Here is a 14,329-nt window from a genome sequence, read left to right on the forward strand (position 1 = left end):
TGTTGCTCCGATTTAATTGAATGGAAACGGAAGGTTGTCCGTGCGTATTACAAGCGCTTCCGGGTATTTATCCGTGGGTATGCTGTAGTAGGCGTTGTAGGTAAATTGCGCCCCCCAGTACATTGTTGTCCTGGCTGCGTCACACGACATGAAGTAGATCCCCCCATCAGCTCCGTAGGCACCGTCCATATGCGCCTGCTGATTCCCACGCGCAGGAAATGTCCCCCCAGCAGACATGCTATCCATAGCAGCCTGGCCGAAACTTCTGGAGAACGTAGTCGCCGTCGCGAACTCCCCCGAGGCAATCGGGATGAAGATCCTGGACACGCAGTAGTAGACACCTGAGTTGATGAATCGCGTGGCAAGCCTGGTGGCCCCAGCGAAGGGCACGCTGTAGGTGGCCACCCCGCCTGCCGAGCCCGGCGACGGAGGGGCGGGAGCCCTGATAGTCGACACAATGTTGAGCGGCACCTGGAGGGAGTTGAAGGTCAGAACCTCATCAACCTCCCGGAAGCACTTCATGCCCGCACCGAAGAGCGTGTTCCTCATGGTGTCGAAGTAATAAAACTTGGTCGATGGACTCGCGCCGATGTAATAAAACGTCGTAGTGTTTCCGGTCTTCGACGAGCCGCACGATATACCTGACCCCACAATGAACACTATCGGCGCCACCGCACCGTCGACACTGAATCCATGTATGGCGTCGACGACAGACGATTCGCTGTAGCTTGACCCCGAATTCGGTGGCAAGCTTGCCGATCTATATTCTAGGCGAGGCCAACTGAGCAGATAACTCATGTACCCGCTCTTCAGCAAACCGTAAGTTATTTTCTCTGTGTCAAAAAGGAGAGAGCCATCCTCCTTCCATACCTTCATTCCTGCAGACATCAGTGATACCCGTAGTGGATGCGGCAGTTCAGCGAATAGAACCCCCACCCGCTCGCGTAGGAGTACTGCCAAGAAAGAGTTGCCGTTGACGCTCCAATGGTGAGCGTTACCCCTGGACGCTTCCCGAGGTACTTGCTCTGCGCCGACAGCTCAGTGATGGCGTAGAACAGCTCTTTGCCAGGCGGAGCAAGCGGGATCACCAGCGACCCATTGGCTGCTCCGGTGTCGACATAGCCATCCATCTGGCTGATTGAGCTCGTCATGTCGAGCAATAGCAGGGCACTTGGGTCCCACGCCTTCATTCCTGCGCTCATACGTTCACACCGAGATCGATCGCCAGGTTGCCATTGGCGTGGTAGATGCGGATCCGCTGGTTGGTGATGGTCAACCTCCCCTGCCCCGCCACCGTGCCGTTGATTTCAAGCGTTCCGCTCTTGTTCAGGATCCAGCCCTGCTGACCCGCCACGTAGTTGGTCGAGCTGATGAAGCTGCCGATCTTGGCGTTGGTGATCGTCCCGTCAGCGATGAACGCCTCGTTGATGAACACCTGCCCGCCCTGCACCGCGAACGGCGACGACAGCACGCCGTTGATGCCGTTGACCACTGCGAACCGGTCTGCCGACACCAGGAACTGGCTCTGGAGCCCGCCAGGGCCGTTCTCGATGCCGAGTCCGATACTTGCAGCGACGTACTGGCCTTGGGCGTTGAGCTGCATCTTCACGGCCCACATGAGGTTGGCCTTGCCGTCGAGCGTGGCTTGAGCCTGGCTGACGGTCTGCACGGCAGCATTGGTATCGGCGATCGACACCTCTAGCGTCTCGGACCGGCGCGCCAGGACGTCGACAGCGGTTGCCCGCACCTTCGACTCGTCGGCGATCTTCGCAGTGCTTTCCCATGACTTGAGCGCGCCGGCCAGATCGCCTTCGCCATTGTCGTCACGCTCGCCCTGAGGCGAGGTGAACGACGCCTCCATGATACCGAGGCGTTGACCGAGCGATTCATCACCGGTTACCCGCGCCAGCTCTTCCTCGCTGATCGCCGTCTCAGCATCATCAACTCTCGCGTTTACCGTCTGCAGCCGCGAAGCTGTTGACGTTTCGTTGTCGGTAACGGCTTTCTCCAGCTGCGAGATGCCTGCCGTGTTGCTGCCGACCTTGGTGTTGACGTCGCTGAACCTGCTGGCAGTCGCCTGCTCGTTGGTGACAACCGTCTGCTCAAGGCTACGAATGCTGCCGGTGTTCTCCGCGACACGAGCCTCAACTGCTGTAGTCCTGCTGGCCATCGCTTCGTTCTGAGTTGCCCTTGTACGGGACTCCTCTGAAACCTTGGCCAACGTCCCCCAGCCCCGCATCGCATCGGCAAGGTCACCCTCGCCATTGTCGTCGCGGTAGGCCGACTGCACGGCCTGCAACATGGCCGCTGTGACCATGACCTTGCCGTCCACCGTAGCGATGGCGGTGGTGTTCTTGGCCACAGCCTGCGCCAGCCCATTGGCCGTCGCGGCAATGCTGCCGATATCGACCCAGTACGTCGGATTCGGCGGAGCGTTGCTGCCGTCGGCTGCAGCTGGCACAGGGACGACGGCCATGTACAGGCGCCGGCCGCTGCGCACTACGTCATCCTTCGCGTAAGCATTGGTAGCCACGTACTCGAGCGGGTCGGTCAACTCGGTGATCAGCTCCTCGAGCTCCTGCTTCGCTTCGTTGATCCGGTCATTGACCGAACCCGGGAAGTCGCCGGAGATCTTCTCGATTTCCTTCAACAGCTCCTGGCCAAGCTCGCTCTCGGTCACCTGGCCACTGATCAGCTCCAGCACAGGGCTGGCATCCGATCCAGACTGGCCCAGCACGCCGCCGCCAACCGGGTACCACGGTCCAATGTTGCCGGTTCGGTCCACCAGGCGAGCCCAGAAGAAGAACGACACGCCAGCCCTCAATCCTTGCATCACGTACTCAGCCTGCGGGTAGGCCAGGTCGGCCAGCTTGGTTGCCGTGTCCAGGCTGTTGCTCTGGCTGTACCAGAGTTCAGTGCGCTGGGTGTCCTCGGCACCTGGTGGGATACCCCACCTGATAGCGATGCTGAGTAGGAGTGATTCAGCAGCCAAGAAGGTGACCGAGGGCGGCACGCCCTCCTTTCCTTTCAACTCAGTCAGCATCGAGTCGCGCCAGATCGACGTGATGTCGAACGCGCTCACCGCCCGAACTCGCGCCAGGTAGGCGCCGGCGTAGATGCCGGTGATATCGACAGATGTCGTCCCTACGCGCTGCAGGCGGATCCAGTTGCCGTTGTCCTTGCGCCACTCAACGTCATAGGCGACCGCGCCCTCAACAGCAGGCCACTCGATCGTCATGGTGCTGACCGCAATGCCTTGGTCAACTGCATAGCCTGAGGTCAGGGTGACGCTGGCCGGCGCCGGCACCGTAGTGATCGGGATGACGCTGATCGGGCGCTCTTCCAGCTTGGCGCCGTTGTCGATCGCTGCAAACTTGCTCGGGTTGAACTCCAGCGCTGTGAACTCGTATTCGCCCTCGGCGGTGCGCTTGCGCTTGAGCACTCGGAATAACTGAACAGCCAGGTCCTCGTAGTCAATCGCCCACTGCAGCTGTGGCTCAGGCTGCAGGGTATACGCCGTGGTCACGGTAACGGCCCGGCCAGCAACAGATTGCACAGTCCGCGCCTGAGCGGTTCCGTTCGGCAAGTTGACGATCAGGCGGTCGCCCGACTTCACTGGCGTGTCACGATCCAGAGTCACGGTACGGCCCGCGACAGCGGAGATGCGCCCGCCATTCGGCCTGCCGGCGACCAGCTCATCGGCCACCGGAATTACAAAGCCCGGCAGCACCGCCGCCCCTTCCATGCCGGTCTTGAAGGTAACGGTCCGGTCTTGGTTGTTGCTCAACAGCGCCCACTTACCGCGGCGCTGGGCCTCACTGGCCCGAGTGCAGCCGATTGCCGAGATCTCAATTGGCCGATCCCGGTACCGGCGCTGCAGCGCGTTGTCGGTTACCGGGATCACGTCGGTGTCGTAGTTGTTGGCCGGGTTGTCGTAGCTGATCAGCGCTCGGCTGTAGTGCGTGTCGCGCCCGGCGCCGCCGTAGACGAAGTCGCCGTCAATGACATTGGAGCGGGTGAAGGTGTAGTCGATGTCCTGCGCGCGCGGCATATCCGCCTGCATATACAGCGAGCCCTGCGCCCAATAGACCATCCCGCGGTAGATCGCCGACAGATCGCGCAACAGCGTCCAAGCCTCGGCCTTGCCCTGCAGGTTCAGGTCGCACAGGTAGCGCGGCTCCATGCCGCCCACGCCGTTCGACACCAGCTGGTCGCAGTACTGACCGATGCGGTACATCTCCCACTTGTCGACCATCCACGACTGGATGCGCTTGCCCAGCCCGAAGCGATCGTTGACGCACAAGCCGTAGGTGGCCCAAACCGGATTGTTGGTCCAGGCCAGCTTGAAGGTGCCGTCCCAAACACCGGTGTAGGTCCTGGTCACTGGATCGTAATTGCTCGGCACCGGCCAGCGCTGGCCATTGCAGTTGACGGTCACAGCCGGGATGTTCTGGAACTGCTCGGCATCGAACTCGATGTAGAGGAGCGCTGTGTTGGGATAGCGCAGCTTCTGGTCAATGATCTCGGTATAACCAGCGACAGTCATGGTGTCTGCGATTGTGCCGGTGTTGGAGTTCGGGGTGAGTCGGCGAATGCGGAATGACCAGCCCGAGATCGCCGGCGGAAGATTTACGCGCTCGGAACGCTGATAACCACTGGTGGTCTTGCCATCAACGGCACTGCGAACGGACTCTACAAACGCCCCGCCGTCAGTCGAGACGTCAATTGCATACTCAATCCTGTAGCCATTGGTGTTCCCGCTGCTGTCTTGTCTGACTAGCCGCGGCCAAGCCAAGCGCACCCTGATGGCTGATAGCTGAGTGTTGCTCAGCGTTCGGGTGAAGGGGTGGTCGGCGCGCAGCTCAACGTTGACGGTGGTCTCGTTTTCGACTGACGGGATACCTTGAATGTAATCCTGCTCGACACTGCCTGGCCGCCACTCCCATCTCACACCGGGAAAGTTGAGGTTGCCGCTGGCGTCCATGATCGGCGTGTTGTCGAGGTAGATGTCGCGCGCGGTCGGCGTGCCGTCGAACTCCCCCTCGCCCACTGCCAGAAGGATCTTGGCGATGTTGGTCGAGCGCAGGCTGTCCGGCGCCTCTACCGGGGTTTTCGGCTTCTTCTCGCCACCTTTTTCCCCGGCAATCACCAGGTGAGCTGCTGCGCCCATGCTTTCCTCCAGGCGTAAAAAAACCGCTCGAGGCGGCTGATGTTGTTTCGTGCTGGCTGCTACGCCTTGTCCTGGGCGTAGATCGAGGCAGAAATGATCGCCCCGCCCCAGCGGCGCCTGCCGATGCAGATCGGTACCGGGTTGCCGCTGGCAGTGGTGTTCTTGGCTGAGCCAAAAGCGTAGGACGGCATGTTCGCGGGGCTACCACTCTGGGAAAGGCCTTTGGCTTGGGGGCTGAGCATTTGAATGACACCACCTGCCACGAGCCCTATGCCCGCACCAATAAGCGGCGCACCAAACGGAGTAGCGGAAAGGAACAGGCCCGCAACAATCATCACTGCGCCCAGTATCGTTTGGATGATTCCGCCACGCTTGCTCCCGCCAATCACTGGCACAATGCGAATTTCGCGGGCTCCCCCTCTTGATAGATCACCCTCGCCGACGTTCCTCTTGTTGCGAAAAATAGCAAACCGCATGCCCAGGCCGCTGAGCCGTTTAATTTCCTCCTCGAACCCTGGCACCGTTGCCTTCAGGGCGCGGAAAACCTCCAGCACGCTTCCCTCTTCGAGCAAGCGGCGATGCAACCTCCCGAACTTCTGCGCGAGGGATCCCGACAGCTTGATTGAGGTAAAAGGCTGGTAGTGAGCTGCAGTCGCGATCATGATCTCTCCAAAATAAAAAACCGCCCGAAGGCGGTTCTGTCAGCGGTACTCAATAAACGGTCCGATGTAGACACCACCGGCATCGCCACTTATTCGATACAAGCTTGAATGGTCGGCCTCCACCTTTCCGGTTATCGAACGCACAGCCATTCCGCTGCACAGCCCTGACTCCGCAAGACCAATCCCGATGTTCGGTTGACCTGGTGGCAGGTAAAAGCTCGCCCGCTGCCCGGGGCCAACTTTGGCCGATCTGCGGCCATCGATGTACACCACGACATCACAGCCTGATCCAAGAGCGCCTGAATCGCGTACTACCGTCAAAGTCCCACTATCCCCGGCTGGCTTCTGCTGATAAGCATAAAGCTCGTCGAGAGGAACGGGTTCGGCCTCCCCGACAGGAGTAGCAGACGTCGCACACCCTGCCATTAGGGTAAGCCCAACGCATAAGAGAAAAAACTTCATGCGACACCCTCCGCAGCTAGGTCGCTACCACAGTGCTTGCACTTGATCGCCACCGCCAGCACCTCTTCCCCGCAGAACGGGCAGTCTTTTTTAGGTCTCTGGCCATGATCAGCAGCTGGTTCGATAGCAGTCTCGATAGGATCAACGGGCTGTGCCGTGATAACCACCGGAGATGGATTCTTGAATGCCCAAATAAGCGCGGCAACCCAGCCAAGCAGGCTCCAGCCCAAGAAGAAATTGAGTGCAGCAATTGCTCCCAAGTTATTGCTCTTGCGCAGCGATGCCTCAATTGTGGGCAGCATGTATAGGGCAGGAATGAAGATGATCCCGCTGAAGGCCATGAGCGTACCGAAGGCATTCAGCCCTCCCCGCTCGGTGCCCATGGCGTAGCTGAAGGAAGCGAGAAACCCCAACACCAGCAATCGAACGACAAACATTTGAACTCCATGCTTACTGGCCACGGCCATTCCATGACAATGACAGGATGCTATCACCTAGCGCTGGGGGTTCGAAATGCCAACTCCAAAACCCCGCGCTGGCGGGGTTCAGCTCTTTATTTCCTTGAAACGCAGGACTGTAGAAGCCGGACTGGCCAAGCATCCAGCGTGGATGAAATGCCAGTAACGAAATTGGATTGAGCCGTAGTAGCGTTAGGCCGCCAATGAAAGGAGGCGCTATGGCTTTTGTTACGCAATACACCAGAAGATTCATCACTGAGACCACATCGCCCGGTCATGATCACTGGAACACGTTTTATGAGCCAGGGGATCGCGTACCTGTCTCTGGGATATACCGCTGCGAAGGCTGCGGCGACGAGATCACTTCGAATGCTCGAGATCCATTTCCGCCGCAAAACAGGCATCAGCATCAGGATCAATCGGTTCCGATTTTGTGGCGTCTAATCGTTCGAACCAAAACTAGCTGATCCCAAACGAACCGCCCCGGTCCGTTGCCGCAAAGCCCATGGACTGGGGTTTAAACTAGGAGGAATAGGAATGGCCTTTAAGCTAAACCACGTGACGGTTACGCACATAACGGGAGGCGAAATTATCTCGGTGAGAATCTCCGATGTGGAGAGGCATGCCGAAGTGACTGTCCAGATTAAACCAGGCAAGCCATATGAACAGCTATCCCTGGGTGAGGCCTTGGCACTCGCCATTCAGGAGGCCAACAAGCTCAGTCACTGCTAGGTGGTTCTATCTTGGCGCTCCTGTCGCAGGGGGCGTCATACTGGTGGCTCCTCAGCTCACTGCGCAGAGCACCTACCTCTGCCGAAAGCGTACCGACCAGGGACCTCAACTGATCTATTTGCAATTGAAGATCTTGATTTGTAGGCATAATTCCTCCTGTAGTGCTTCCATATTACTTCGCGTCCCGATGACGCAACACAAGGCGCGTCCGGTCGAGCCAAGGCCCGCCGAAAACGATGATTTCTGATGGCCTGCCGTACAGGTGGTGCAGCAAGAACGGGCCGGGGCCGAACACCTCGGCCTGCTCCCCTGGCAACGCGGGATCAGCGCCCAGGAAAATACCTGCGTGGTTCGGGTGCGCCGTGCGCCCTATGGCCATAACGACCAGATCGCCTCGCTTTGGACGATCAACCTGGTAGAAGCCTGCAGCCTCGTAGCAGTCCTCGTAGTGGCTCGGCCCATCGGCATTTTCCCACCACCCGTCCTCACGGGCATAGGTTGGTAGTTCCAGCCCCAGCTCGCGCTGGTACCAGTCCGCGCAGACCTGCCAGCAATCCCATACGCCGTGCACGAAGGGCCGGCGCAGCAGCGGCGTTTCGCCCGTTGGGGTGATGGTGCGCAGGTCGCCCTCCGGCCAAGACAGGATGTGCCATGGCAGCCCCGTTGCCTCGCACATGGCCAGGTCACGCGGCGACGGCCTGCTGGTCGCATCAGGATGCGAGTGCACAATGCCGATCACTTGGCCTTGGTCTTCGGCCTCGGCGTATTGCTCGGGCGCGATCCGAAACTCTTCGGTCGGCTCGGTGGCCACGTTCGCGCACGGGAAGTAAACCTGCTTGCGGCCCACGGCCAGCAACAGCCCACAGCACTCGCGCGGGTACTCCGCCGCTGCGTGCTGCTGCACTGCGGCAAGAATGTGTTTGCGCATGGTCAGCTCCTGGCGATCAGGGACACGGCTGGGAAGCCGCCGAATGGGATTTGATTGCCTTGGCCGAACCGCACAACGCAGCCTGAGTCCAGACAGCCATTGCACTCGTCCTTGGCGGGGTCGTCCGTGGGCTTCCCGTCGAAATCGAAGTACGGCCCGGTGTAACCGCAGTCCGGACCACGGTAGCCATTGGTCATTGCCCAGTGGCACAGCGTCGTCATCTGCCGCCCGATCGTCTCGCCGCCTACATCACCCGGGCTGGCAAGCTCCCAGGCTACGGTCTCGCCGTTCTCTTGGGTCTTCTGGTCAATGAACCAAACCTCAATGCTCTCCTCGGAGGGAGCAGCATTGGGGTTGCCCGCCGGGAAATTCTCGGCGTCCAGGTACTGCGTCAACGTCAGCCGAAGGGTGAGCCTGAACTCAAGCAGGTCGTCGAATGCCAAGCACAGCGCGGTTATCCGCCCATTGACGTTGCCCACCTGCAGAGTCGGCCTTACCGCGGTGCCGTCGGAATTGGCCTCGATACCATCGATCTGCATCGGCCAGGCGCTGTACTCGTTGCCCTGCCACCAGATGGACTTCGCTGGCAGCTGGTCTGCATCTGTGCCGGCAGCGGCCAACTCCTCGGGCGTATGGGGGATTGCATGCCCATGGAAGCGCAGCACATCCGCGCCGTAGTCGGAGCCGTCCAGCTCGAACAGCAGTACCTCGTTGCCAGGCTCGAGCAACTGAATATCGCGAATCAGTGACATGAGGTTTTCTCAGGGGTGGTATGCGCGTTGAAACGTGGCGATGAGCTTGAAGACCCCACCGCCGACAGGGGTAGGCTTGGGGTCGGCACAGGTGAACAACCCCAGATCCCCCATTGGCGTTTTCCAGAGAAAGGCCTTGGCGCCCCCGTGCCGGTCCAGAAAATCAGATGCCTGCTTGATCTTCGTCTTCGGACCGGTGACCGTGATCGGGTAGCTGTCTTCCTTGTTGTTCGGACCATCACCGACCGTTTGCTTGTAGCCACCGCCAAACTTGGACTCGCGCACCCGGTATGTGATTTCTGGCGTTTCGCCTCGCTGGGTAAGCCAGCGGAATGTCTCAATGGCCATCAGCTTCTCCTTTGTGCGTTGCGATGGCTGATACCACCTGGCCGCCAGGAGTCAGCCACGGCTTTCTCCCCTGCAGCCTTCATCTGCGCCTGCATGTTCTGCTGCAAAGCCTGCTGGTCCAGTTGCATGCCTTCGCTGCTCCGGTCCTCTGTAACAAGGGTGAGCGACATCGGCATGGATATGGAGGTGCCTCCCCCGCTACCTACGGCCCGCACGCCCAGCTGCCCGCCGGCGGTGCGCGTGAGCGGCATTACAGCCTCGTCACCTGCCTCACCCATCACCCCCAGCTTGCCTCCAGCCATACCAAAGGCCGTGGGAGTGCTCACGATTGAGTTGGTGAACGTGCCCCCATTGGCGAACATCTGCACGCCATTGGCCCATGCACCGCCCAGCGCCTGCGGAAAGTAAGCGCTGGAGTAGCCCGCCTGCGAGGCGCCGAGGTTGGATGAAGTTGCGCCTGCCGAGCCAGCGGCCATGCCATTGCCAGTGCCGCCACCACCAAAGTAGGCCGACGCGGCAGAGACGCCGAGGTTTACCAGGCCTCCTAGCAGCCCAGAAGCAGCCTGCCTGGTGGCAATCCGCGCCATATCTGCAAGGATGGATTTGGTGAAATCGGCAAACGAGAACTTCCCAGTCATGGCGAAGTTCACGACCGAGTCCTCCATGCTGGAAAACGCACTGGTGAACAGTGACCTCGTTTGCCCGGCGACATCGCGGGCCTGGTCGAGGTAGTTCTGGAACGCAGACGAGGCGCCTTTGCGCCAGTCGCCTTGGGCCTCAGTCATCAAATCGTAGTTGGCGACCGTTGTTTCCTGAAGGTCCCTTTCGGTTTTGTTGAGCCCAGCCAGCTTTTGGTTGTACTCATCCAGGCTCATGCCGCGCGAGCCATCGCCATACTGGTTGGCAAGATCCAGGCGCTGCTGGTTCATGCGATCGGTAATGCCGTTCTGCTGGTCCTGCAGGCCGCGCTGGCGGTCACCAAGACCAAGACCTGCTGCAGAGCGCTGTCCTTGCAGCCTCAGCGCCTGAACCTGCTGATCGAGGGCATCGGTGTAGGTCTGCACTGCCCTGGCCTGCTTGGCCAGCCGGCCCTGCTCATTGGTCGCCAGCACGGAGAGCTCGGTGTCAGCGTCTTTTTGAGCCTTGACCATCGCAGCCCGGGCGTCGGCTATTTTCTGATCCAGCTGAATGCGCTGCTGGGCGCTGGTGCTGCTGCGCCCTTTTGCATCCTCTAGGGCACGAATCTCTGCCTCGTAGGCGTTAGTCACCTCGGCCTTCTGCTGCTCAACGATTGCCGAGCGCTGAGCTGTGTAGGACTCCTGCGAGATCAGGCCTGCTTTCTGTGCTGCATCCAGTTCCTTCTGGTGATTCTTGTATTCGCCCAAGATGGCTGCGAGGGCGTTTTTCTGGTCGTTGAATCCGGATAGGTCCACAGACCCCGTGCGGCCTGCGGGATCTTTGTACTTCTGAGCAATGTTGCTGCGGACCCTTGCTACAGTTTCTGGATTGAGCCGAGCATCATCTGGATTTTTCTTCCCGATTACATCCAGCCATTTCTCATATTCTTTATTAGCCTCGCTGCGTTTCTTGGCGTTGGTCCAAGCCGATTTCTCTAGGGCATCGACCTTGGCCATAGCATTGATGGTTTTCTCGTTGGCTTCCGCCTCCTGGCGGTCGAATGCAGCGATGTCTTCTTGGGCTGCTTTCTTGTCTTTCAAAAATTGAAGCTGGTCGGTATAGAACGTGACCATTTCCGTCTGATTTTGGAAGGCCCCAACATCGCCCCGCTGGGCGCTCGCCAGGTTTTCCTCCATACGAGCAATATCGTCATCGATGCTTGATCGACCGATGTTTTTCAGGTTGTCCGCCGCCTTTGCGACAGCGTTGTAGCCCCGCTCCCACCAACTGAGATTCTCGATGATCTTCGGAGTGCGCTCGTTGATGGCGTCCGCAAACGCTTCGGTGGCCAGCTTGACGGCGTCTGCGTGCTTGCCCTGCTGCTCAAGTGCCGTAATCTGCGAGTAGACCGAGCTCGTCAGGTAGTTGTACTGGGTATTCAGAGCTACCGATGCTTTGACTGGGTCGTCCGCCAGCTTGACGAACTCGGCAATGGTCTCGGAAACCGCCTTGCCTGTTGCCTCCTCCATCGATACAGCTGCCTGCGCAACATCCATGAAGCTGTCGCCGGCGATCTTACCGCTACCCGCCAAACTAGCCAGAACCGATGCAGCCGCCCCAGTGGTGCCAACAGTAGCACTCACCTGCTTGGCCATACCGCCCAGCTGGTCAGCAGTCAGCCCGGCAGAGTTACCCGTCAAGATCAGGGCGTTGCTATAAGCATCGGTCTCTTCAGTCCCCTTGTAGAAGGCATATCCAAGCGCTGCCGCAGCAGCAGCCGACACGGTTAAGGGGGTGATCAGACCAAGGATGTAGCCGCCCAGGGCACGCGCTGCCGGGCCAAGCCCGCCGAACATATCCTTGAGCTGGCCGCCCTGCTGCAGCGCGACCATGGTGATAGGCTGGCCTGCTGCGATCGATGTGAAGATATCCGTGAACTGAGCAGGAACGCCGCGCAGAGCCGCAGCAGTAGCCTTCGCGGTCATGCCGGTCTTGCCGAGTGCACTGTCTGCACCGCCAAGCGCGGTACGCGCCTGGTCAATCTTCGACTGGTACTCGCCAAAGGTCTCAGCATCGAGCGCACCGCTTGCGCGGAATCCCTTCAGCTTCTGTTCCATCTGGTCGAGTCTGCCCATGGCAGCCACGGTCGGATCGATCTTGCCAAGCAGCTCATCCAGCGCCTGGCCTTCCTCACGGTGGGCACCTGCGGCCTTTTTCGCCGACTGCGCCAGGCGCTCCTCTGTAGCGAGCAGAGCCTGTGCGCGGCTGTTGATGGCCGCTTGGCGACTGGCGCTGTCCGACAGCACCGCATTCGCTTGAGAGGTCACCTCCACCGTGTGCTCGGTGGCCCGGTTGAGCGACTGAACGTACTGGCTGGCCTCCAAAGAGGCTTTGGCCACAGCCAGGAGCCGAGCTTGCTGCTCGTCTGCCGACTCTGCGGCGCGTCGCCCTGCCTGCGCGCCGGCATCAGTAGCGCCGGTGAGCGCCTCTTGCGCCTTGCCAGCCTGCGCTGCCTCAGCCCGGAAGGCGCCCATGTTCGCGGCGGCGCTGCTGAACGCCGTTGAAGCGGTCGTGACAGCGCGCCCCACAGTGGCCATCTGCTGCGCCAGCTCGGCCTGCTTGGCGTTGAGATTCTGCAGCTCTTGCACGATCTGCCGGGTGTCACCCTGCAGGCTGCCAAGAGCTGATTCCCATGCGCGACCGGTCTTGCCAGCGGACTCTTCACTGCGCTTGCCGGCGTCCGTCAACTGATCGAGGTTGTCCTTTGCCTCAACAGCGTCACCTGAGTCGATCTGGAGACCGAGAGAGGCAATGGTAGTCATGATCTACTCCAGCGATTCGGCCATGACGGCCAGGGCCTCAACCTCCATCACGCGGAAGTCGGGGAAAATTTCAGTGAGGTCGCGGCGCTTGATGCCGAGCATCGAGGCGGTAGCAGGGATGGCGGTGTAGTCCAGGCCAGACGCACCGCCCGGGCCTACCCGCCATTGAGTGCCCATCGCGTCGAACAGGCGGAAGGCTGGCCAGGCATCTGGCCACACCTCCACTTCCTCTTCTTCCATGTCACCTGGGGTCAGGCCAAGAGCAGCCAATTGCTCGGCAGATGGCCCTTGCTCATAGCAAGCCCGGGCGGCCGCCCTCAGTTTCCCAGGCGTGCCGGGCTGTAGGCATTCTGGAAGGAGTCGATCACCGCTTTCGGCGCGCCGGTGCAAGTGCGCACAAGATTGACGATCGCTTCCTGGCTGAACTCGTCCTCCAGATCCCAGCCGGTGATGATTTCGCCCAGTTGTTCAGCCTGCAGGGCGATCTCGCCGGCGGTCACCTCTTCCCAGGTGGCATTGTCGGCCTTGGCCTTCTCCGCCCAAGCGTCACGGGCCTTGTTCCAGCGGTCGAACATGCCCGCCAAAGTCACCCGATCCATGTAGCGGAACTCGAACTCCACTGGCACCGCCTCGCCGCCGATGCGCGGCACCTGCACCTCGGCAGTGAACGTCGGGTTCTGCGCGATTTTGATCTTCGCCATGAGAGCCCCTTACACGCCGGCCAGATAACGAAGGGAGCGAGCCGAAAGGCCCACGCTGATGGTTCGGGTCATCACGTTATTTCGCTCCATGGTTGGATCTGGGGTGATGCTCACGAAGCCCGGGTAGAGGATCTGGTCGCCGTTGCGCAGCTTCATGCGAATTACGGCCAGCTCCTTGGAGGCGTCGTAGCCCTCGACGGTCACGACGTAAGGTGAGGTGGGCTGGTCCTCGACCACAATAGTGAGCGTTCGCGGGTTGCGGTTGGCTGGATATTGCTTGTCATCGTCGTCCTCCAGGTAGCCCACCGTGGTGTACTGCTGCTCACCGCCGGCAGAGGTGAATGAAGTCACCTTAGAGATTTGCACCCAGTCGGAGACAGGCAAAACCGAACCGGCGCCAGCCCCTGCCGTGAAGTATTCGGCATCGCTGGTATCCAGGCCGGCCAGCGCAAAAACGTCTTCTGCGACTCCGGAGGCTTTGACCGCGCGGTCATTGATCTGCGCCCAGCCAGAGTTAACCAGCAAAACGTCGCCGTTCTGGATCGTGTGATCTGCGGCAGTAGCAACCGGGGGCTTCGCATTGGTCAATGCAGTGAAAGGGACAGCAGCACCGATGACGCGTGCGATCTCCAGCACGGCGCCGTTAGGCAGCGGGAAGCGTGCGGCCATGGGGTAT

The 14,329-nt window shown here is 60.2% G+C and carries 12 protein-coding genes; all 12 read right to left on the reverse strand.

Annotation, left to right across the window (positions count from 1 at the left end):
- Positions 1–12: 12 nt before the first annotated feature.
- Positions 13–888: a hypothetical protein gene (locus tag ACIOAU_RS15565; protein WP_401183038.1), complete on the reverse strand. Its 876-nt coding sequence runs from the start codon at positions 886–888 to the stop codon at positions 13–15.
- Positions 888–1,202: a hypothetical protein gene (locus ACIOAU_RS15570; protein ID WP_401183040.1), complete on the reverse strand. Its 315-nt coding sequence runs from the start codon at positions 1,200–1,202 to the stop codon at positions 888–890. The genes ACIOAU_RS15565 and ACIOAU_RS15570 overlap by 1 nt, the downstream gene beginning before the upstream one ends.
- The gene (locus tag ACIOAU_RS15575) at positions 1,199–5,170 is read right to left on the reverse strand and encodes a phage tail protein (protein WP_401183043.1); all 3,972 of its coding nucleotides are present in this window, start codon (positions 5,168–5,170) and stop codon (positions 1,199–1,201) included. The genes ACIOAU_RS15570 and ACIOAU_RS15575 overlap by 4 nt, the downstream gene beginning before the upstream one ends.
- A gap of 59 nt (positions 5,171–5,229) precedes the next feature.
- The gene (locus ACIOAU_RS15580) at positions 5,230–5,832 is read right to left on the reverse strand and encodes a tail assembly protein (protein WP_220633906.1); all 603 of its coding nucleotides are present in this window, start codon (positions 5,830–5,832) and stop codon (positions 5,230–5,232) included.
- 458 nt (positions 5,833–6,290) lie between these two features.
- Positions 6,291–6,731 (reverse strand): superinfection immunity protein, encoded by a 441-nt coding sequence (locus ACIOAU_RS15585; protein WP_220633907.1) that lies wholly within the window; start codon positions 6,729–6,731, stop codon positions 6,291–6,293.
- 925 nt (positions 6,732–7,656) lie between these two features.
- Positions 7,657–8,412, reverse strand: a complete 756-nt coding sequence (locus ACIOAU_RS15590) for a C40 family peptidase (RefSeq protein WP_220633908.1) — start codon at positions 8,410–8,412, stop codon at positions 7,657–7,659.
- 2 nt (positions 8,413–8,414) lie between these two features.
- A complete protein-coding gene (locus tag ACIOAU_RS15595) occupies positions 8,415–9,164 on the reverse strand; it encodes a phage minor tail protein L (protein WP_220633909.1) in 750 nt (249 codons plus the stop codon).
- 9 nt (positions 9,165–9,173) lie between these two features.
- Positions 9,174–9,512: a phage tail protein gene (locus ACIOAU_RS15600; RefSeq protein ID WP_401183048.1), complete on the reverse strand. Its 339-nt coding sequence runs from the start codon at positions 9,510–9,512 to the stop codon at positions 9,174–9,176.
- Positions 9,512–12,952: a phage tail tape measure protein gene (locus ACIOAU_RS15605; protein WP_401183051.1), complete on the reverse strand. Its 3,441-nt coding sequence runs from the start codon at positions 12,950–12,952 to the stop codon at positions 9,512–9,514. The genes ACIOAU_RS15600 and ACIOAU_RS15605 overlap by 1 nt, the downstream gene beginning before the upstream one ends.
- Before the next feature lie 3 nt (positions 12,953–12,955).
- Positions 12,956–13,222 carry a DUF1799 domain-containing protein gene (locus ACIOAU_RS15610; protein ID WP_259407051.1) on the reverse strand — a complete coding sequence of 89 codons (267 nt, stop codon included), beginning with the start codon at positions 13,220–13,222 and terminating at the stop codon, positions 12,956–12,958.
- Between the two features lie 47 nt (positions 13,223–13,269).
- The gene (locus ACIOAU_RS15615) at positions 13,270–13,653 is read right to left on the reverse strand and encodes a phage tail assembly chaperone (RefSeq protein ID WP_401183054.1); all 384 of its coding nucleotides are present in this window, start codon (positions 13,651–13,653) and stop codon (positions 13,270–13,272) included.
- A gap of 9 nt (positions 13,654–13,662) precedes the next feature.
- Complete coding sequence (locus ACIOAU_RS15620) at positions 13,663–14,322, reverse strand: phage tail protein (RefSeq protein ID WP_220633913.1); 660 nt, start codon at positions 14,320–14,322, stop codon at positions 13,663–13,665.
- Positions 14,323–14,329 lie beyond the last annotated feature (7 nt).

It is taken from the genome of Pseudomonas sp. NPDC088322 (assembly GCF_044740745.1).
In the GTDB taxonomy this organism is placed as follows: Bacteria; Pseudomonadota; Gammaproteobacteria; order Pseudomonadales; family Pseudomonadaceae; genus Aquipseudomonas; species Aquipseudomonas shirazensis.

Excerpts from the sequence above, each read along its gene's own strand:
- ACIOAU_RS15565 (WP_401183038.1), bottom strand. The coding sequence starts at position 888 with ATGTCTGCAGGAATGAAGGTATGGAAGGAGGATGGCTCTCTCCTTTTT.
- ACIOAU_RS15570 (WP_401183040.1), bottom strand. The coding sequence starts at position 1,202 with ATGAGCGCAGGAATGAAGGCGTGGGACCCAAGTGCCCTGCTATTGCTC.
- ACIOAU_RS15575 (WP_401183043.1), bottom strand. The coding sequence starts at position 5,170 with ATGGGCGCAGCAGCTCACCTGGTGATTGCCGGGGAAAAAGGTGGCGAG.
- ACIOAU_RS15580 (WP_220633906.1), bottom strand. The coding sequence starts at position 5,832 with ATGATCGCGACTGCAGCTCACTACCAGCCTTTTACCTCAATCAAGCTG.
- ACIOAU_RS15585 (WP_220633907.1), bottom strand. The coding sequence starts at position 6,731 with ATGTTTGTCGTTCGATTGCTGGTGTTGGGGTTTCTCGCTTCCTTCAGC.
- ACIOAU_RS15590 (WP_220633908.1), bottom strand. The coding sequence starts at position 8,412 with ATGCGCAAACACATTCTTGCCGCAGTGCAGCAGCACGCAGCGGCGGAG.
- ACIOAU_RS15595 (WP_220633909.1), bottom strand. The coding sequence starts at position 9,164 with ATGTCACTGATTCGCGATATTCAGTTGCTCGAGCCTGGCAACGAGGTA.
- ACIOAU_RS15600 (WP_401183048.1), bottom strand. The coding sequence starts at position 9,512 with ATGGCCATTGAGACATTCCGCTGGCTTACCCAGCGAGGCGAAACGCCA.
- ACIOAU_RS15605 (WP_401183051.1), bottom strand. The coding sequence starts at position 12,952 with ATGACTACCATTGCCTCTCTCGGTCTCCAGATCGACTCAGGTGACGCT.
- ACIOAU_RS15615 (WP_401183054.1), bottom strand. The coding sequence starts at position 13,653 with ATGGCGAAGATCAAAATCGCGCAGAACCCGACGTTCACTGCCGAGGTG.
- ACIOAU_RS15620 (WP_220633913.1), bottom strand. The coding sequence starts at position 14,322 with ATGGCCGCACGCTTCCCGCTGCCTAACGGCGCCGTGCTGGAGATCGCA.